The sequence below is a fragment of the Agrobacterium sp. CNPSo 3708 genome (assembly GCF_028674915.1).
In the GTDB taxonomy this organism is placed as follows: Bacteria; Pseudomonadota; Alphaproteobacteria; order Rhizobiales; family Rhizobiaceae; genus Agrobacterium; species Agrobacterium cavarae.
Genome location: NZ_JAQZSF010000005.1, coordinates 75,069 through 92,789, shown reverse-complemented (window position 1 = coordinate 92,789; position 17,721 = coordinate 75,069). Strand labels below are relative to the sequence as shown.

Below are 17,721 nucleotides of genomic sequence, written 5' to 3'. Positions count from 1 at the left end.
CATGCGGTGCAGCATCGCACCGGAAGGGCTCGGTTACCGGGCAGCCGCACTGACGTCCAGAGTGATGGCTTCTGGCAGATCATGCAGGACCGTGTCTCCGCCAACGCCCGTGTGGCACATCGTCATCGCAAAGGACGCAGGCGCCTTCAAAGGGATGAGTTTGTGATGCAAAACGTTTCGTCTGTAGGTGACGATCTGGCCCGGCGCTGAAATGAAGGCCTGCAAGGTCGAGACATCCGGTCGACCGTCCGCGCCAGGCTTGCAAACAACGATGAGGGACGTCGCCTGATCCAAAGCGATAAATGTCTGAGAGGAATACGGGTGCGTTTCAAGCTGACGGATCGTCAACTCTGGCGCGATCGTCTCCACCGTAACGATCTGCAAGACCGGCAATTTCGCCTCGCTCGTCGCATCGAACGTGCCAGTCGCAAAGGCTGAGCCTTTCAGCGAGGATATGTCGAAAACGTTGCCGAAGAATTCGAAACTCTCTGCTGTCAGCGGCGTCGCAACAATAGGCTTCATGTGTCTGCTCCTCGAAAGACGAGTTGAACCTTCATGCTCTGTGAGCGATCGCTGGCGCGCTCGAACGCATCCCGTGCCTGCTCAAAGGGGAAGCTGCTGCTGATGAGAGATTTGACGTCGATCAGGCCCCGTCCCATCATATCCACCGCGAGCTGAAATTCTTCGTGGAAGCGGAAGGTGCCTCTAAGCTGCAGTTCCTTGGCAACGATTGTGTTGACCGGAAGCGTCATCTCGCCGCCGAGACCAAGCTGTACGATGACGCCGCCGGGACGCAGCACATCCAGAGACGAGACGAGCGCCGCTTGATTTCCGGACGCTTCAAACAGCACATCGAATGTGCCCTTTTCGATACAGTAAGGCTCGAGTGCCGCCGGACTGCTCGAAACGTTGATCGCTTCGTCAGCACCGAGGCGCCTTGCCAGGTCGAGAGGCGCATCGACGACATCGGTAATGACGATGCGCGCTGCGCCCGATCGTCTCGCCACCAGCACGCTCAGCATGCCGATCGGTCCAGCCCCGGTGATGAGGACCTGCTTGCCGAGCAATGATCCGGCCTGCCGCGCCGCGTGAAGGCATACCGCCAGAGGCTCGGCCATGGCCGCCTCTGCCATCGACAACGCGTCGTCTATCGGTACAAGCTGTGACGCGTGAACCGTGACGCTTTCGCGAAACCCTCCTTGCACATGCGGCATGCGCATGGCGCTTCCCATGAAGCGCATGTCAAGGCACTGGTTCTGCATCCCCTCGGCACAATAGCGGCAATGGCCACAGGGCCGACTGGGATTAACCGCAACGCGCATGCCCGGCACGAGATGGGATACATCCCCGCCGGCCTCTTGCACGACACCGGAGGATTCGTGGCCAAGCGCCATGGGCTCACGCACGCGGACTGTGCCGAAACCGCCATGATGATAGTAATGCAGATCCGACCCGCAAATTCCACCGACAGCGACCCGCACCAGAACCTCATCTGCGCCGAGGAGCGGTACGCCAACATCTTCAACGCGCAAATCTTTCGGTGCGTGGATTACGACTCCTCGCATGGTCTTCTCCTCCCTTGAATACCCGTGCTGCTCCAGCATCGCCCCCCGGAAATCGGACTCCATTTCGGAAAAGACGACGCGTAGATTTAAAGAGATAAAGCGTCCTTGGCGCATCCAAAGGGACGCACCGCGCTCTAGAGAACGGCCAACATTCCGCCGTCGACATAAATGATCTGGCCATTGACGTAATCGGAGGCCGATGAAGACAGGAAGACTGCAGTGCCGATCAGCTCCTCCGGCTTGCCCCAGCGCTTCGATGGCGTGCGACCCTTCACCCAGGCGTCGAATTCGGGATTATCGATCAGCGCCTGATTCATGTCGGTCAGCATGTAGCCGGGACCGATGGCATTGGCCTGAATGCCATGCTGTGCCCATTCCGCTGCCATGGCCCGCGTCAGCATCTTGATGCCACCTTTGGCCACTGTGTAGGGCGCAACAGTCGCGCGTGCGAGCTCGCTGGTCAGCGAGCCGATATTGACGATCTTGCCGTAACCGCGGGGGATCATCCGCTTTGCCGCTTCGCGCCCGATGACGAAGGCGCTTGTGAGGTTGGTATCGATGACTCTCTGCCAGTCCACTGTTTCAAGCTCAACCATAGGCTTGCGATATTGGATACCGGCATTGTTGACGAGAATGTCCACGGCAATTCCTGCCGCGTCGAACCCGTCAAACGCCGCCTTCACCTCATCCTCAGCCGTCACGTTGAAGGCCGCCGCCTCCGCCTCGTGCCCCGCATTGCGAAATTCGGCCACCGCTTCCGTCACGCGGGACGGGTCAGTGCCGTTAATGAGAACACGGGCACCCGCCACGGCAAGGCCTTCCGCCATGGCCCGGCCGAGCCCGCGTGAAGAGCCCGTTATCAGTGCTGTACGACCCGTAAGATCAAAAATGGAATGGTTGCTCATCGTTTCCTCCTCAAAGCGTGCTGCGGCGAACCGTCAGGTCCGAACGTTCGAAAACCTGCGGCAACAATTCGGTGCCGAGGCCTGGTCCTTCCATTGGCAAGACAAATCCGTTCTCGATGACAGGAACATGGGTGACAAGCTCTTTATACCAGCCCGTGTAGAAAGCCCGGACCGATTCCTGAATCATCGTGTTGGTCTGTGAGAAAGATGAATGAACGGCAGCGGCATAGGCGACCGGGCCCGTGCAGTCATGGGGTGCATAGGGCCGGTGGTATGTATCGGCAAGGGAAGCGATCTTTCGGCCCTCCGTCAGGCCACCAGTCCAGACGAGATCGGTCATGACGATGCCGATGGCGCCGGACTCAAGCATGTCCTTATAAGGGAAGCGTGAACCCAGCGTTTCGGAGGCGCAAATCGGTACGCTCGTTGACGCTGCAAGCTCTGATAGAGCCGATACCGAGTTCATTCGAATTGGGTCTTCGTACCAGGTCGGGTCGAATGCTTCCAGTTCACGGGCAATCCTCTTGATGGTGGGCAGGTTCCACAGACTATGAAACTCCACCATGATCCGCATCTTATCACCGACCCGGGCGCGAATCTGCTCAAACGGCTTGATGGCCGCTCGAAGCTGGTCCGCTGTGATGTAACGGCCATCATTCTCGATGGCGGCAGGGTCAAACGGCCATATCTTCATGGCGGAAATACCCTGCTCCAGAAGGTTCTCCGCGAGCGCTCCCGCATCGGTCATGAAGCCCTTGAGGTCTTCATAAGGCCCCTCTGAATTGTCGCGGAAATTCCAGGTATCGACCGGCTTGATCTTGTTCGAGCGGACATAACCGTAACCCGCGCAGGTGTTGTAGACCGGGATTCGATCATGGCAGAGACCACCTAGCATCTGATGCACCGGTTGGTCGCACACTTTCCCGAATATATCCCAGAGAGCAAGATCGATCGCGGATGCCGCACGGTATTCAGCACCAGTGGAGGCCTGCGCCATCGGCAGGTTCACGAGCTCGCGCGCATGTGCCTCGATTCTCAGGGGATCGCGACCGAGCAGGCGTCCTGCAAGCACATCATGGATGTGGGCCTCGACCGAGCCTGCACCATAAAAGGTCTCTCCAAGTCCGATGATTCCCGCATCGGTATGGACGCGAACCCACAGCACGTTTGCGAACTCTTCGGTTCGCAACGTCTCGATAGACGTAATTTTCATTCGTTCCTCCCGTGCCGCGCCGCTGCGCGCCCGATCTCATTCCGACAAGAAGGCGAGCCTCCCAGCCAGCCTCTGAATGGACAATAATATCGCTTGTGAAATTTCACAACATGTTTTATACGACTGATACGCTGACTTTCATGACCGCGACGGGGAGGAGACCGGAGATGGCACGCAAGCAGACCAAACCCGCGCTCGTGACCGAAGGCGCTAAGCCGAAGCGGGCAAACAGAGTCAATTTCTTCGACCTTGCCTATGAGCGCATCGAGGAACTCCTGATCAATTGCGAGTTGAAGCCCGGCAGGCAGTTGACCTTGCAGGAGCTCCAGGATGCCACTGGCCTCGGTCGCACGCCTGTCCACAATGCCGTTAGCCGCCTTGCAGCGGACACCCTTTTGATCGTCCTTCCACGTCACGGACTAAGAGTAGCGCCCATCGATCTCGCACGAGAGCGTCTTCTGCTGCAGTTGCGCAGAGACATGGAACGTTTCGTGGTAAGACTGGCAATCGAGCGCGCAAGCCTGTCTCATCGCAACCAGATGCTACACATAGAACGTGCCTTGCGCGAACGTCGCGACGAGATCACGCTCGGTGAATTCAACGTGCTGGATCGTCGTATCGACCAGATCTTACTGGCCGCAGCAGACGAACCCTTTCTCGAGCACACATTGCGGCCCCTGCACACGATCTACCGCCGCATCGGTTTCATTCATCATACGATCACCCATGGGCAAGCCGATCTGTCGACGACGATCGACTGCCATTTGTCCGTGCTGAATGCGGTGGCGAACCGGCATCTGGATACAGCTCTTTCTGCCACCGATGCCCTGATCGGCTTTGTCGATTCCATGTTCATTGAGATGGAAGCCGGTATCGATCCAAGGCTGCTTGATTGTAGCATTGAGCCGATTTTTAAGATTTGAGCGAGATCTGAAGGAGCGAGTGCGGGGTCGATACTGGCCAGAGGACAGCGTAACTTTACCCAGTCCATTGAAATTTCACAAAATGTTATTGCAAATGCGGTGCTGGGAGGTGCCGCAGATCACTCAGGGAGGAACACAAATGAAAAGAGCAGCAAAGGCACTTCTCGCGGCCAGTATGATGGCAGTCATCGCTCCATGGGCGGCTCCGGCATTCGCGAAGGATAAGATCACCTTCGCCGCCGCCGTCTTTGCCGAAGCAGGACGCGGCGACCGCGTGAAGGCGTGGATACAGTCATTCAACACGAGTCAGGATCAGGTCGAAGTCGAACCCATTGCGATCCCCTTCTCCAGCCTCGCCAACACTGTCTTCACGCAGATGGGCGGAGGCGGCGGCCCGGACCTCATTCGCTTCGATCAGACGGATTTTTTCGCGGCCATCCCGTCGGGGCGACTCATGCCGCTCAACGATATGATCGACGACAAGGCCTATGATTTTCTTGGTCCGGATCGCTTCATGAAGGTCAAGGACGTTCGTTACGGTCTGTTGTTCGATACGACAGGCTACGCCCTGCTCTACAACAAGGACATCCTCCCCGAACCGCCGAAGGATTTCGACAGCTTCCTGGCAGCAGCCAAGGAAAAAACCAAAGACGGGACTTTCGGCTACGCCTATCGCGCCACGATGGCGGAGCGTGCGGGTTTTTGGCAGGACCTCTGCAATTATGTTTTTGGCTTCGGCGGACGCTGGAGCGACAAGGACGGGAAACTGACGCTCAACAGTCGCGACGTCATCAAGGGCGTCACCGCTTACAAGCAGGTTTATGACGCAGGCGTTACCCCGAAGGGCGCCGATGCCGCCACATATCGTCGCATGTTCTGGGAAGGCAAGATTGCCATGAACATCGACAATGGCGGCGTAGCGGCCATCTTCCATCAGAATGCGCCGCAACTGCCCTTTGCCGCCGCTCCTTCGCCCTTTCCGGACAAAGCACAGGGCCTCATCATGACGGCACTCGTCGTCAATGCCAATACGAAGCACAAGGATGCGGCCGGCACTTTCATCAAGTGGGCCTACGCGCCGGAGAACCAGAAGAGCCTTCAGGCCGCGATGGGAACCGGCGTCGGCACGAAGCTTGCCATGTCTGCTGAAGAGCAAGCCAAACAACCATGGCTGAAAGTCTATGAGGAGCAGATGCAAAATGCTCTTCCGCAACTCGTCATGGGCCACGAGGGAAAGACACCGGAAATCCAGCAAATCGTGCTCGAACAGGTTTTGAAGGTCCTTCTTGAAAACGCGGACCCGAAAGAAGCGATGGATCGTGCGCAGTCGCTGGTCGAGCGGCGTGTACTGCGGTGACGTGACATGCAGAGGCTTCCCATCAAGCCTCCGCAAACCCACTCGTTTCCTGATCGAGGTCAATGATGAAACGCGCCCAAATCGTGCGAGCAAGGCTCGACGGCCATCCGTGGACGCCCTACCTCTTTGCTGCACCCGTCGGCATCTATCTGCTGCTTTTCCAGTACTATCCGCTGGTTCAGCAGTTCTATATGAGCTTCACCGCAACCGACCTTTTGACACCGGGCGTCAATCCGTTTGTGGGTTTTGACAACTATCGGTTCCTGATCGAAGACGGTGAACTCTGGAAAGTCCTGTCGGTGACGGCGATCTATACCGTGGCCTGCGTCGTCTTCGCCATCGGCGTCGGACTGGGGTCAGCCCTTCTTCTCGATTCGCCTTTCTTTGGTCGCGGTATTGCGCGCGCGCTGATAACAATTCCCTGGGCAGCGCCGTCGGTTGCCGTAGCCCTCGTCTTCACCTGGATATTCAATTCGCAATACGGCATTTTCAACCGCGTGCTGACGGGCCTCGGTCTGCCCTTCGGCGGCGAAAACTGGTTGGATGATCCAAAGCTCGCGCTCCCCGCGATCCTGCTGACGACAATTTGGCAGATATTTCCGTTCTCTTCGGTTGTCATTCTCGCTGCGTTGCAGGGTGTCCCCCAGGAACTTAAGGAAGCTGCGGTCATTGACGGGGCAGATCGCCTGAACATTTTCAAGACGGCAACCTGGCCAACCATCCAGCCGACTGTGCTGATGCTGACGCTTTTCGTTACCATCTGGTCCTTGCGCCGTTTCGACTTGATCTGGCTGATGACCCAGGGCGGCCCGATCGGCGCGACCAATACGCTCGTCATAGAATTGTATCGGCAGGGCTTCGTCTATCGCGATCTCGGAGCGGCAGCGTCCATCGGCATGATCGGTCTTTCCATCGCCCTGCTCGTGACGGTCATCTATTTCAAGGTCACGCAGATGACCGAACAGGCACAGGGAAAACGCTGATGACGACGCTACGAAACGGTCAGCACCTGCGTATCCTCTCAGTTCTGTTCATGCTGGGTTTCGCGGCCTTTCCGATCTACTGGATGTTCGTCACCTCTACGACGCCCTCGTCGGAGCTGTTCGCATCCTCCTCTCGCCTGCTACCCGACTGGTCGCAACTCGGCACCTATGTCGATGTCTTCAATACGATCCCCGTCGCCACCTGGCTGAAGAATAGCTTTCTTGTTGCAGCAGGCACCACGGTCCTCAGCATTTTGCTCGCCGTCTTGCCGGCCTATGCCTTGTCACGCTTCCGCTTTGCGGGTTTGGCGCTGCTTGGCTTTGCCTTGTTTGCCACACAGATGCTGCCGGAAGCCATGCTGGTCGTGCCACTCTATTCGATCTTTGGAGACCTCGGCATGTTGAACTCGATCACGGGGCTGATCCTTGCCAACACAGCCTTCGTCGTGCCCGTCATCACCTGGATCATCAAGGGCGCGATCGATGGTATTCCCCTCGAGATTGAAGAAGCGGCACGCGTTGATGGATGTTCCAGACTGGATATCGTGCTGGGCATCGTCATTCCATTGATTGCCCCGACCCTTGCTGCAGCTGCCGTGATCTCCTTTTTCCACGGCTGGAACGAGTACGTCTTTGCGCAGACTCTCGTCAGCAGCGAGGCCCTGCGGACGGCATCGGTCGGTCTTGCAAGTTTCGTTGGTGAACTCTCCACACCCATTCACTCGGTCATGGCAGTTGGCGTCATCTACACCCTGCCAGCCATCGTCTTTTACCTCTTCGCCCAACGCTATGTGGTCTCGGGAATGACCGCTGGTAGCGTCAAAGGCTGATGGGAGCACGTCATGTCTGCTATTGAACTCAACAATATTTCGAAAAAATTCGGTGCGAAGGAAGTCATTCGCGACATCAACGTCTCCATCGATGAAGGGGATTTCCTCGTCCTGCTGGGACCGTCCGGTTGCGGCAAGTCGACATTGCTTCGGATGCTGGCTGGACTGGAGAGCATCTCGGGAGGCGAGATTGTCATTGGCGGCAAGAGGGTCGATCAGTTGCCGCCGGGAGACCGTGATATCGCCTTCGTCTTCCAGTCCTACGCGCTTTACCCCCATCTTTCCGTTCGCCGAAACATGTCGTTTCCCCTGCTGATGCAAGAGTTTCGTCTTTGGCATCACTTGCCGGTCATCGGCGGGATGGCGAAACGCCGGATCGAAAACTCTCCTCGCGTCGTCGAAAAGGTGACGAAGATATCCAAGATCCTTGGCCTGACGGAGATGCTGGATCGCTTTCCGCGTACGCTCTCGGGTGGGCAGCGCCAGCGCGTTGCACTTGGGCGCGCCATGGTACGCGAGCCTGAAGTGTTCTTGATGGACGAACCTTTGTCCAACCTCGATGCCAAATTGCGGACATCCATGCGTTCGGAGATCTCGCGGCTTCACAAGGAGATCGGTGGAACCTTCGTTTACGTCACGCATGATCAGGTTGAAGCAATGACGATGGGCACGAAAATCGCTCTGATGCGGGACGGCGTCATCCAGCAATTCGGTACTGCCCGGGAAATATACACCGACCCAGCCAACACTTACGTCGCGCGTTTCATTGGCACACCGCCCATGAACCTGATCGTCACCAACAGACGAGGCAACGAACTTACCGTTGGTTCGACCATTCTGCCACTCACACCGCCTGCGACACAGACCGCATCCGATGTCCTGCTGGGCGTCAGACCCAACGCCGTTACAGTGTCGAGCGCACCTGTCGAAGGCGCCCTGAGTGGCGACGTGGTTATGGTCGAGCACGTTGGCGCGGATTCCATCATAGCCGTTCGTCTGAAGGATGGTCGTACCGCTCATGACGAGGATGGCGACCTTGATGCGGTGATGGTGACCGTTCCAGGTTACTGCGATCTTTCGATCGGGCAGCCGGTATGGGCAACCATCGACCTCGGTCAGGCGATATTTTTTGCAGCAAAAACGGGGGAGCGCATTCGCACATAAGCCAATGCGGTTTGTCGGCGTTGCCGGTTTTTGAATTGAAGACATAGGTGTGGGAGGAGCAGATATGTCGCCACGGATCGTTTTTCACGGTGAGAACGCCGCGTGTTTCAGCAATGATTTTGAAAAGCTGGTGCAGGATGGAGCAGAGATTGTGATCCTGCCGGATGTCCTCACGAGCGAGGCCGAAAAGGAAACCTATCGCCAAGCCGACATGATTGTCGGCGTGAAATACGATGCCTCTTTACCGAAACCGGAGCGATTGAGCCTGTTTCATGTTCCAGGCGCAGGGTATGACGCGGTCAATCTCGATCTGATGCCGAAGGGAGCCGTTGTCTGCAACTGCTTCGGCCACGACCCCGCCATCGCCGAATATATCTTCAGTGCCATCCTCAATCGTCACGTACCTTTGCGTGATGCGGACGAGAAATTGCGTCGCGGTGAATGGGCATATTGGTCCGGCTCCAGCGACCGCCTACACGGCGAGATATGCGGTAAAACGATCGGCCTGCTTGGCTTCGGCCATATTGGCAAAGCTGTTGCCAAGCGCGCCAAAGCCTTCGAAATGCAGGTCAGCGTTGCCAATCGCAGTCCCGTGGATGTGTCGGATCTGGTGGTTCAGTCATTCACGCTGGACCAGTTGGACAATTTTTGGGGGACCGCGGATTTCATCGTCGTCTCGGTCCCGTTGATCGACGCCACACGTGGCATCGTTGGTGCGAGTGCTTTCGCCGCCATGAAGCCCGATGCCGTCATCATCAATGTCGGACGCGGTCCGACTATCGATGAACAGGCACTTTACGACGCCTTGAAGACCCACAAGATCGGCGGCGCCGTCATCGACACCTGGTATGCCTACCCGACGTCTGACCAGCGGACGAAACAGCCTTCAGCGCTTCCCTTTCACGAACTCGATAATGTGGTCATGACGCCGCACATGTCGGGCTGGACCAACGGCACGATCAAACGCCGTCAGCATACTATTGCAGAAAACGTCAATCGCCGGCTGCAAGGCCGCGACTGCGTCAACATCGTAAAGGAGGCCGCCCGCTAAGGGCAAGGACGTCCGGTCGTCGAAAGCCGCCCGGGAATGACAGCTCAATCAAACAAGGGAGAGAGTGATGAGCTTCTTGAAATCTTTTAAAATTGCAGCGGCTGCGATTGCCGTTTGCGCCGGAATGTTCACGAGCTTTTCAGCGAGCGCGCAAAGCGTCGATGAGATCGTCAAGCGCGGCTCGGTGAAGATTGGTGTCCTCGTCGGCGCACCACCCTTCGGCTCGGTGGACGCCCAAGGCAATCCCATCGGATATGACGCCGATGTCGCAACGCTCGTGGGCAAATATCTCGGTGTCTCAGTCACCATGGTTCAGCTCACTCCTCCTGCCCGTATTCCTGCGCTGGAGTCCGGCAAGGTGGATTTTCTGATCGCGACCTTGGCCCCCACGCCTGAACGCGCGAAAGCCGTGATGTTCACCATTCCCTACAGTGCCTTCCAGGTTGGCATCTATTCCAACAAAGATACCAAGATCGAAAAGTGGGACGATCTCAAGGGCATGACGGTCGGCGTAAACCGAGGCTCGAGCGTCGAACGCGAATTCGTCAACCGCGAGAAAGAGCTTGGCCTGACCATCCTCCGCTTCGATGACGATGCCACGACCATGCAGGCGCTGTTCTCCGGGCAGGTTCAGGCAATCGCCGGGCCGGACGCACAGGCCAATGCCGCCATCCGCGCACGTGGCGATACCACAACGGAAGTGAAGTTCTTTTTCGGCATGCAGCCAAACTCCATGACCGTTCGCAAAGATGCCTATGACCTGCATCAGTGGCTCAACAACACCATCTACTACATCAAGCAGAATGGTGAACTGGATGCCATTGCTCGCAAGTGGGTCGGCACTCCTCTGCCAACGCTTCCGACGTTCTAAGCAGCTTCCGGCAACCGTTTGAAGCGGCGACGCGTCCGGACATGCCAGATGGCAATAGTGGAGTGCAGCGAGGTGAAGCGCCATTTCACCTTAAACGCTCCCATCCGGACCGGAAAATCCCCGGCGCGCCTCATTGAAGGGTGCGCGCCGGCAAAGGATGCTCGGGAGGACATCATCTCATGAATTTTACACTTCACTTCGAATCGGTCTTTGCCGAATCCGATCTCATCCTGCGCGGTATCGTCTTGACGATCGGCCTGTCGGCAACGGCAATCGTTCTCGGCACTTTGGTGGCAGTCATCCTCGTAGGGCTTCGAACGCTCGGCAACGGACCAGTCCGCTTCGGCGTCGATTCCTATGTCGAACTGTTGCGCAACACGCCCTTCCTCGTTCAGCTGTTCATGATCTTCTTCGGCCTGCCGCTGATCGGCTTTCGCATGTCCGGCACCCAGGCAGCGCTCTTTGCCATGACGCTCAACCTCTCCGCCTATGCGACCGAGATTATCCGCGCCGGTGTGGATTCGATCCATCGCTCGCAGGTGGAGGCTGGAATGTCGCTGGCTCTCAGCCGCATCCAAGTGTTTCGCTACGTGATGCTGAAACCAGCCTTTGCCAAGATCTGGCCCGCCTTGTCGAGCCAGTTTGTCCTCATGCTGCTGGCCTCCAGCATATGCTCCTTCATCTCGGTGCCGGAACTCTCAGGCGCTGCCTCCATCATTGAACAACGCACCTTCCGCAGCTTCGAAACCTATATCGTGGTCACGGTCATCTATCTCGTCCTTGCACTGACGCTGAAACTAATTCTAGCGTGGCTCGGCCAATGGCTGTTTCGCCGCCGCGTGAAAGTCACCCCGCCAGTGACCGTCAAGGAGGGGATCGCCTGATGTCGACATTTGGTTGGCCTGAATTTCTGTTTCTTCTTCGTGCCGCTGGCTGGACGGTGCTTCTGACAGGCATCGCCTTTGCAATCGGGTCTCTTGCAGGTGGTGTCTTTGCCATCATGCGGCTGGCGCAAAACTGGGTGCTTCGGAGCATCGCTGCGGGTTACATTACCGTCATCCAGTCCATTCCGGTCTTGATGATCCTTTTCATGTCCTATTATGGACTGACCCTTTTCGGCTTTGAACTTCCACCGCTGCTTGCAGCTTCCCTGTCTTTGTCGATCTACGTCTCCGCCTATCTCGCGGAAATCTGGCGCGGCTCCATCCAGGCCGTCCCCCAGCAGCAGTGGGAGGCTTCAGCATCTCTGGCGCTGACGCGTTTCCAGCAGTACCGCTACATCATCCTTCCACAAGCACTGCGCATCTCGCTGCCGCCAACGGTCGGCTTTCTCGTCCAACTCGTTAAAAATACGTCCATCGTTTCCGTCGTCGGCTTCGTGGAGCTTTCTCGTGCTGGACAGCTCGTCAACAACGCGACGTTCAGACCGTTTCAGGTCTTCCTCGTGGTTGCCATCCTCTATTTCGCGATCTGCTTCCCGCTGTCGCGTCTCAGCCGCTATCTTGAAAGGGTCCTTCATGTCGGTCGTAGCAATTGATCAGGTTCACAAGCGATATGGTGCGCTCGAGGTATTGAAGGGCGTTTCACTTACCGTCGACGCCGGACAGGTTGTCGCCGTGATCGGCCGGAGTGGCTCTGGCAAAAGCACCATGCTTCGCTGCATCAATGGGCTTGAACAGTTTCAAGCAGGCAGCATCACAGTCGCTGGCCACAAAGTCGAACAGGATCAGGCAAAGCTCAGAGAGCTTCGCAAAGATGTCGGCATCGTCTTCCAGAGCTACAATCTTTTTCCTCACCTAACGGTCGGTCAGAACATCACGCTCTCACCCAGGATCACGCAGGGCGTCGGACATGAGGAAGCGGAAGCGCTGGCCCGCAAGGTGCTTGCCCAGGTCGGACTTTCCGAGAAATTCGATGCCTATCCCGACATGCTATCTGGAGGGCAGCAGCAACGCGTGGCGATTGCGAGATCTCTGGCGATGCGGCCAAAGGTCATGCTCTTCGATGAGGTGACTTCGGCTCTCGATCCGGAACTGACCGGTGAAGTTTTGCTGGTGATGGAGCAACTCGCGAAGGAGGGGATGACAATGCTGCTTGTGACACACGAAATGAACTTCGCACGGAGTGTGGCAGATGTGACCGTGTTCATGCACCAAGGCAAGATTTGGGAGATGGGACCGTCAAAGGAATTGTTCGAGCAACCGAAGACGCCCGAATTGCAGGCCTTCATCTCGGGCGGGGTCAAGTAATTCACGCCCCATCCGCTCTATCACATGATTTACCGTAACAGGCAAAGGGGACCATTTCGAAGTCCCCTTCTGCCGGTCCGCTTTTTACTTATATCTGCCCCAACGCATCGTCAGCCGGCCCTGGCAATTACACTCGACCGGCCACCCGTATGTTGGTCCGAGACGGCTATGTGCATTTTCTTGATCCTGCCTCATGCAGAACCTCAGCACGACCGGCGCGACCGACATTGCGCTGAGTTGCAGCTTCAATTGCAGCCAGTATTTCTCCAATGCCTTCAACAAGCGCTTCTGTTATTCAACAAGCCGATGGAGGCGACTGTAGAAGGACATCATCGCCAATCCAGTCTCAGCTGTGTTTGCGGATCGAAGAGATTGAGACTCGCGACATCGACAGCAAAGCGGATGCCGTCTCCTCGCTTCCCTGAAAAGCGGGGCTCTACACGCGCAACAACCGTCTGATCACCAATTAGAGCGGTCAGCATCGTATCCGGTCCTGTGGGTTCCACCACATCGATCCTGCCGGAAAATGGTGCCGCCTCATCGCCGCGCGCAATCTTGAACTCTTCGGGTCGCACGCCGAGAATGACGTCTTTCTCAGACCAATCGCTATCGGTGGGACCCAAATCAAGCGCAACGCCTTGCGCCTCGAACCGCCAGCCTGAGCCATGCTTTACCAGGCGACCATTGATGAAGTTCATGGCTGGCGAGCCAATGAACCCAGCAACGAACATATTGGCAGGGCGCTCATAGATCGTCCGCGGATCTGCCAGTTGCTGGATATGTCCACCTTTCATGACCGCCACTTTTGTCGCGAGCGTCATGGCTTCGATCTGGTCGTGGGTCACGTAGACGATGCTCGTTCCCAATCGCTCATGAAGCCGTTTGATTTCGGTTCTCATCTCGACCCTAAGCTTCGCATCGAGGTTGGAGAGCGGCTCGTCGAACAGGAACAAATCCGGATCGCGGACGATGGCGCGGCCCATCGCTACGCGTTGGCGCTGGCCGCCTGAGAGATTCGCGGGCTTGCGGTCCAGGAGGTGGCTGACCTGCAGCATCTCTGCCGCACGTTTCACCGCTTCAAGGCGCTGATCTGCCGGCGTTCCGCGCATCTCCAGACCAAAGCCGATATTCCGCTCCACCGACATGGTCGGATAAAGGGCATAAGACTGAAAGACCATAGCGATGTTACGGTCCTTCGGCGGTAGGTCGGAGACCGACTGCCCGCCTATCGCGATGTCACCGCTGGACGTTTCATCAAGTCCGGCAATGATGTTGAGCAAGGTGGATTTGCCGCAGCCGGACGGGCCAAGAAGCACCAGAAACCCGCCATCCTCCAGCTCAATATCTATGCCATGCAGGACTTCGAGTGCACCGTAGGATTTGCGGACGTTGTTGAGGGAAAGTGTGGCCATGAAACAGTTCCTTTAGCCCTTGATGGCCCCGGCCGTCAGGCCTTGAACCATTGCGCGCTGAACGATTGCAAAGAGGAGCATGACGGGAAGAATGCTGAGAATGCCGCCTGCGGCCAGAACGCCCCAGGGCAATTGGAATTCCCCGACCATCAATTGAAGGCCGACAGGCCAGGTTCGAGACCCCTGCCCCGTGGTCAGCATCAACGCGAAGATGAATTCATTCCACGCAGCGATGGCGATGAAAACCGAGCTTGCGACAAGACCGTTTCGCGCCAGCGGCAGAACGATGCGGACCATGGCGCCAAGACGCGTCGAACCGTCGATACGCGCTGCGCTTTCAAGCTCCTTGGGCGCGGCATCGAAGAAGCCTTTCAGCATCCAGACAAACAGCGGCAGCAGGAAGCTCGTATAGGCCAGCGCCAGGCCAAACCTGCTGTCGACCAACCCCACCGTCCTCATCATGACGTAAAGCGGAATGATCATCATCACTGCGGGAAACATGCGGACCAGCAGATATCCCAGCATAATGTTGTTGCGCCCGCGGAAGGTGAGGCGCGCGAAGGCATAGGCCGCGAGCGTTCCCGCCACCACACAGATCGCGACCGTAATGGTGGTGACGATCAAGCTGTTGGTAATCAGCACTGGAAAATTCGACTGGGTCCAGATCGCCACGTAGTTTTCGAATGTGACGTGCCGAGGAACATACTGCATCTCAGAGGTAACGATATCGGCCTCCGGCTTCAAAGACGTCAGGAACATCCAGACCATCGGCCCAAGACAAAACCCTGCCAGTGTAAACAGAACGACATAGGTCAGAATGTCGCCCGCCACGCGCCGTTGGCGTTTGCTTTTAAACATCGCTCATTCCTTCGTGACGCGCGCCAGGCGGATGTAAATCGTGGCAAAGACCATGAGGATGAAGAACATCACCACGGACAGAGCACCCGCATAGCCAAAATTGAAGTCGCGATACGCTGTCTGGAAAGCGTAGAGCGAAAGGACTTGCGTGGAATTGCCAGGCCCTCCGCCGGTCAGAACCAGCAGAAGATCAGGCGAGTTCACAAGGCTGATGACACGCAGGATCACGGCAGCTGTGATGACCGTCTTCAACATCGGCACAGTGATCAATCTGAACTTGGTAAAAGCGCCTGCGCCGTCCACCGCGGCTGCCTTGTACAAGTCTTCCGGAATACCTTTAAGGCCAGCGAGAAAGAGAAGCGCGAAGAACGGGAAACCGTGCCAGGCCTCGACGAGGATCGTTGCGGCCAATGCGGTATTCGGATCTGCAAACCACGCCTTATAGGTGCTCAAAATACCGAGCCGGACCAGAATATCGTTGATGACACCAAGACGCGGGTCGAGAAGCAGCGCCCACATATGTCCGGCAACAACATTGGGAAGAAAATAGGGGAGAAGAATGAGGATGCCGAAAATCTTCGTTCCCGGCAGGTTGCGGTTCAACGCGAGGGCTGCAACGAAGCCCAGAGCCATTTCGATCGTCACCGCTGCGACCACCCAGATCGCCGTATTCTTCAGCGAAATCCAGAAAACGCGGTCCGACATCATCGCAACATAGTGCTTCATCCCCACCCAGCCGTTAAGGCCTGGTCGTGTCAGACGCATCTCGCGCACACTGATGAAGAAGCCATAAATCGTCGGATAGGCGACGACGAGAAAGAGTAGCAGAAGGCTCGGCAGAAGAAGAAGATACACCCAGTATCGCGTCTCCGAGAGTTCTCCGAGGCCGCTGAGAAACGGGCGTCTGGAATGTGAGGTCATGAACATGCGGCTGGACGCCGTCCCTGCTTGGCGCGCGGTACGCTTGGGCGTACCGCGCCTGAAGGCGATTAGCGGAGGGCGGTTTCAAGCCCTTCTATCATGCGATCGACAGCCTGATCTGGCTGCAGTTGCCCCGTCAGAACCGCCTGGAAGGTGGGATTGACGACGTTCTCAGACCATCCCGCAGCACCCACGAAACCGTTCGGCAGACGGCCGAAATCAAGCGTCTGTGTTGCTGCGCCATAGATCGGATTTCCTGTTATTCGCTCATCCTTCAGCGCGGCTGTGGATGCGGGAAAATAGCCGGTGGCTTCAAGAAGGGCGATTGCCGCGTCGGTCTGACCCCAGAAACTGATCCACTTCCACGCGGCCTCGATATTGTCTTCCTTGAAGATGCCGTTACCCGCATAGGCTACGCGTGCGATGTGCGCCTTCGGCCCCGCTGGCATGGGCGCCGTGCTGAACTGCACGCCGGGCTTGAGGGCGGTCGAAATCTCGATCAGCGAGCCCGTATGATGCCAGATCATCGCCGTCTGACCGGTTCTAAAACCTTCCATGATCTGGCGGTAGCTATCGTTCGGCGCACTTGGCGGCGCAACTTTTTCCTTACGGAACAGATCGGCATAGAAGGTGATTGCCTCCACGGCAGCCGGCTTGTCGATGGCCGCCTGACCGTTCTTGACGATCGGCGAGCCGAAGGCCTCCATCACGTCGATGACGTATTTGAACGCACCCGCACCACCGCGCATACCGAATGCATAGCGGTTCTTGGAAGGGTCCGTCAGCTTGCGGCTAACCGTCAGAAATTCCTCGAAGGTCTTCGGAGGACCGGCAATGCCCGCCTCCTCGAAATAGTCCTTGCGGTAATACATCCAGTCAACAAATGCGTAGGCTGGAACCGCGTAAATCGAGCCTTCATGCGACATGCCCGCCCAGCGGTTGTCCGGGAGATTGGCTTTACCATCCCACGTATTGACGCGATCGGAAATATCGACGAGGGCGTCCATCGCCGTCAAGTCGGCAATACGTTCGGCGATCACCATGCCGGTATCCGGGCGGCCGCCGGCAACAACGGCCGAAGACACTTTCGCCATGTATTCGGAATTGGGGATGTTCTCCTGCGTGACCGACACATCCGGATGTGCTGCTGCAAAGAGTTGAATGATTTTGGCCAGCCCTGCCATCTCTGACTGACTGGCGAAATGATGCCAGTAGCTGATGGATGTGGCGGCGTTGGCGTTACGCAGGCCTGCGGCCAGGGCCAGCGCCGCGCTCGCGGCCAAGAATTCACGTTTGCTAAGTTGCATGAAAACCTCCCAAAAGATCAGACTCCCTTCCTGATCTATCAGTCGAACCTAGCACCCTTCTTTGAGGTAAGCAACACGGGACAGTCTCCACCGCCCTTATTTCGCGATTGCA

18 protein-coding genes are annotated in these 17,721 nt (G+C 57.1%); 10 read left to right on the top strand and 8 right to left on the bottom strand.

The window, feature by feature from the left end; all coding sequences use genetic code 11:
• Nucleotides 1-33 precede the first annotated feature (33 nt).
• The 4 genes from PVA19_RS12380 to PVA19_RS12365 all read right to left on the bottom strand — a co-directional run bounded on the left by PVA19_RS12380 (nt 34) and on the right by PVA19_RS12365 (nt 3,683).
• On the bottom strand, nt 34-522 hold the full coding sequence (locus PVA19_RS12380; protein ID WP_274102686.1) for an ureidoglycolate lyase: 489 nt from the start codon (nt 520-522) through the stop codon (nt 34-36).
• Nucleotides 519-1,565, bottom strand: a complete 1,047-nt coding sequence (locus tag PVA19_RS12375) for an L-idonate 5-dehydrogenase (RefSeq protein WP_274102685.1) — start codon at nt 1,563-1,565, stop codon at nt 519-521. Before PVA19_RS12375 ends, PVA19_RS12380 begins: the two co-directional genes overlap by 4 nt.
• A gap of 134 nt (nt 1,566-1,699) precedes the next feature.
• Nucleotides 1,700-2,470 (bottom strand): SDR family oxidoreductase, encoded by a 771-nt coding sequence (locus PVA19_RS12370; RefSeq protein WP_113267293.1) that lies wholly within the window; start codon nt 2,468-2,470, stop codon nt 1,700-1,702.
• Between the two features lie 10 nt (nt 2,471-2,480).
• Nucleotides 2,481-3,683 carry a mandelate racemase/muconate lactonizing enzyme family protein gene (locus tag PVA19_RS12365; RefSeq protein WP_113273517.1) on the bottom strand — a complete coding sequence of 401 codons (1,203 nt, stop codon included), beginning with the start codon at nt 3,681-3,683 and terminating at the stop codon, nt 2,481-2,483.
• 167 nt (nt 3,684-3,850) lie between these two features.
• Here PVA19_RS12365 and PVA19_RS12360 point away from each other — a divergent pair, with 167 nt between their 5' ends.
• From PVA19_RS12360 to PVA19_RS12315, 10 genes are all read left to right on the top strand, one after another.
• Nucleotides 3,851-4,606, top strand: a complete 756-nt coding sequence (locus PVA19_RS12360; protein WP_274102684.1) for a GntR family transcriptional regulator — start codon at nt 3,851-3,853, stop codon at nt 4,604-4,606.
• Between the two features lie 139 nt (nt 4,607-4,745).
• Nucleotides 4,746-5,963: an ABC transporter substrate-binding protein gene (locus PVA19_RS12355; protein ID WP_144622364.1), complete on the top strand. Its 1,218-nt coding sequence runs from the start codon at nt 4,746-4,748 to the stop codon at nt 5,961-5,963.
• A 65-nt stretch (nt 5,964-6,028) separates the two neighbouring features.
• Entirely contained in the window at nt 6,029-6,946 is a 918-nt protein-coding gene (locus tag PVA19_RS12350) for a carbohydrate ABC transporter permease (protein WP_274102682.1), read from the top strand.
• The gene (locus PVA19_RS12345; protein ID WP_113179055.1) at nt 6,946-7,776 is read left to right on the top strand and encodes a carbohydrate ABC transporter permease; all 831 of its coding nucleotides are present in this window, start codon (nt 6,946-6,948) and stop codon (nt 7,774-7,776) included. The genes PVA19_RS12350 and PVA19_RS12345 overlap by 1 nt, the downstream gene beginning before the upstream one ends.
• Before the next feature lie 12 nt (nt 7,777-7,788).
• A complete protein-coding gene (locus tag PVA19_RS12340) occupies nt 7,789-8,940 on the top strand; it encodes an ABC transporter ATP-binding protein (RefSeq protein ID WP_274102680.1) in 1,152 nt (383 codons plus the stop codon).
• A gap of 64 nt (nt 8,941-9,004) precedes the next feature.
• Nucleotides 9,005-9,991 carry a 2-hydroxyacid dehydrogenase gene (locus PVA19_RS12335; RefSeq protein WP_274102678.1) on the top strand — a complete coding sequence of 329 codons (987 nt, stop codon included), beginning with the start codon at nt 9,005-9,007 and terminating at the stop codon, nt 9,989-9,991.
• 67 nt (nt 9,992-10,058) lie between these two features.
• The gene (locus tag PVA19_RS12330; RefSeq protein ID WP_113261275.1) at nt 10,059-10,862 is read left to right on the top strand and encodes a transporter substrate-binding domain-containing protein; all 804 of its coding nucleotides are present in this window, start codon (nt 10,059-10,061) and stop codon (nt 10,860-10,862) included.
• Between the two features lie 179 nt (nt 10,863-11,041).
• Complete coding sequence (locus PVA19_RS12325) at nt 11,042-11,746, top strand: amino acid ABC transporter permease (RefSeq protein ID WP_274102675.1); 705 nt, start codon at nt 11,042-11,044, stop codon at nt 11,744-11,746.
• Nucleotides 11,746-12,399 (top strand): amino acid ABC transporter permease, encoded by a 654-nt coding sequence (locus PVA19_RS12320; RefSeq protein ID WP_113179060.1) that lies wholly within the window; start codon nt 11,746-11,748, stop codon nt 12,397-12,399. The genes PVA19_RS12325 and PVA19_RS12320 overlap by 1 nt, the downstream gene beginning before the upstream one ends.
• The gene (locus PVA19_RS12315) at nt 12,380-13,111 is read left to right on the top strand and encodes an amino acid ABC transporter ATP-binding protein (RefSeq protein ID WP_113267302.1); all 732 of its coding nucleotides are present in this window, start codon (nt 12,380-12,382) and stop codon (nt 13,109-13,111) included. Before PVA19_RS12320 ends, PVA19_RS12315 begins: the two co-directional genes overlap by 20 nt.
• Before the next feature lie 329 nt (nt 13,112-13,440).
• Here the strand turns inward: PVA19_RS12315 and PVA19_RS12310 are convergent, their stop codons facing one another.
• The 4 genes from PVA19_RS12310 to PVA19_RS12295 all read right to left on the bottom strand — a co-directional run bounded on the left by PVA19_RS12310 (nt 13,441) and on the right by PVA19_RS12295 (nt 17,609).
• Nucleotides 13,441-14,523: an ABC transporter ATP-binding protein gene (locus PVA19_RS12310; protein ID WP_274102672.1), complete on the bottom strand. Its 1,083-nt coding sequence runs from the start codon at nt 14,521-14,523 to the stop codon at nt 13,441-13,443.
• A 12-nt stretch (nt 14,524-14,535) separates the two neighbouring features.
• On the bottom strand, nt 14,536-15,381 hold the full coding sequence (locus PVA19_RS12305) for a carbohydrate ABC transporter permease (protein ID WP_274102671.1): 846 nt from the start codon (nt 15,379-15,381) through the stop codon (nt 14,536-14,538).
• Between the two features lie 3 nt (nt 15,382-15,384).
• Nucleotides 15,385-16,302: a carbohydrate ABC transporter permease gene (locus PVA19_RS12300; RefSeq protein WP_274102669.1), complete on the bottom strand. Its 918-nt coding sequence runs from the start codon at nt 16,300-16,302 to the stop codon at nt 15,385-15,387.
• Nucleotides 16,303-16,370: 68 nt separating this feature from the next.
• The gene (locus PVA19_RS12295) at nt 16,371-17,609 is read right to left on the bottom strand and encodes an ABC transporter substrate-binding protein (protein WP_274102667.1); all 1,239 of its coding nucleotides are present in this window, start codon (nt 17,607-17,609) and stop codon (nt 16,371-16,373) included.
• Nucleotides 17,610-17,721 lie beyond the last annotated feature (112 nt).

What these genes read in the sequence shown, in the direction of transcription:
- PVA19_RS12380 (WP_274102686.1), bottom strand. Translation starts at nt 522, where the DNA reads ATGAAGCCTATTGTTGCGACGCCGCTGACAGCAGAGAGTTTCGAATTC.
- PVA19_RS12375 (WP_274102685.1), bottom strand. Translation starts at nt 1,565, where the DNA reads ATGCGAGGAGTCGTAATCCACGCACCGAAAGATTTGCGCGTTGAAGAT.
- PVA19_RS12370 (WP_113267293.1), bottom strand. Translation starts at nt 2,470, where the DNA reads ATGAGCAACCATTCCATTTTTGATCTTACGGGTCGTACAGCACTGATA.
- PVA19_RS12365 (WP_113273517.1), bottom strand. Translation starts at nt 3,683, where the DNA reads ATGAAAATTACGTCTATCGAGACGTTGCGAACCGAAGAGTTCGCAAAC.
- PVA19_RS12360 (WP_274102684.1), top strand. Translation starts at nt 3,851, where the DNA reads ATGGCACGCAAGCAGACCAAACCCGCGCTCGTGACCGAAGGCGCTAAG.
- PVA19_RS12355 (WP_144622364.1), top strand. Translation starts at nt 4,746, where the DNA reads ATGAAAAGAGCAGCAAAGGCACTTCTCGCGGCCAGTATGATGGCAGTC.
- PVA19_RS12350 (WP_274102682.1), top strand. Translation starts at nt 6,029, where the DNA reads ATGAAACGCGCCCAAATCGTGCGAGCAAGGCTCGACGGCCATCCGTGG.
- PVA19_RS12345 (WP_113179055.1), top strand. Translation starts at nt 6,946, where the DNA reads ATGACGACGCTACGAAACGGTCAGCACCTGCGTATCCTCTCAGTTCTG.
- PVA19_RS12340 (WP_274102680.1), top strand. Translation starts at nt 7,789, where the DNA reads ATGTCTGCTATTGAACTCAACAATATTTCGAAAAAATTCGGTGCGAAG.
- PVA19_RS12335 (WP_274102678.1), top strand. Translation starts at nt 9,005, where the DNA reads ATGTCGCCACGGATCGTTTTTCACGGTGAGAACGCCGCGTGTTTCAGC.
- PVA19_RS12330 (WP_113261275.1), top strand. Translation starts at nt 10,059, where the DNA reads ATGAGCTTCTTGAAATCTTTTAAAATTGCAGCGGCTGCGATTGCCGTT.
- PVA19_RS12325 (WP_274102675.1), top strand. Translation starts at nt 11,042, where the DNA reads ATGAATTTTACACTTCACTTCGAATCGGTCTTTGCCGAATCCGATCTC.
- PVA19_RS12320 (WP_113179060.1), top strand. Translation starts at nt 11,746, where the DNA reads ATGTCGACATTTGGTTGGCCTGAATTTCTGTTTCTTCTTCGTGCCGCT.
- PVA19_RS12315 (WP_113267302.1), top strand. Translation starts at nt 12,380, where the DNA reads ATGTCGGTCGTAGCAATTGATCAGGTTCACAAGCGATATGGTGCGCTC.
- PVA19_RS12310 (WP_274102672.1), bottom strand. Translation starts at nt 14,523, where the DNA reads ATGGCCACACTTTCCCTCAACAACGTCCGCAAATCCTACGGTGCACTC.
- PVA19_RS12305 (WP_274102671.1), bottom strand. Translation starts at nt 15,381, where the DNA reads ATGTTTAAAAGCAAACGCCAACGGCGCGTGGCGGGCGACATTCTGACC.
- PVA19_RS12300 (WP_274102669.1), bottom strand. Translation starts at nt 16,302, where the DNA reads ATGACCTCACATTCCAGACGCCCGTTTCTCAGCGGCCTCGGAGAACTC.
- PVA19_RS12295 (WP_274102667.1), bottom strand. Translation starts at nt 17,609, where the DNA reads ATGCAACTTAGCAAACGTGAATTCTTGGCCGCGAGCGCGGCGCTGGCC.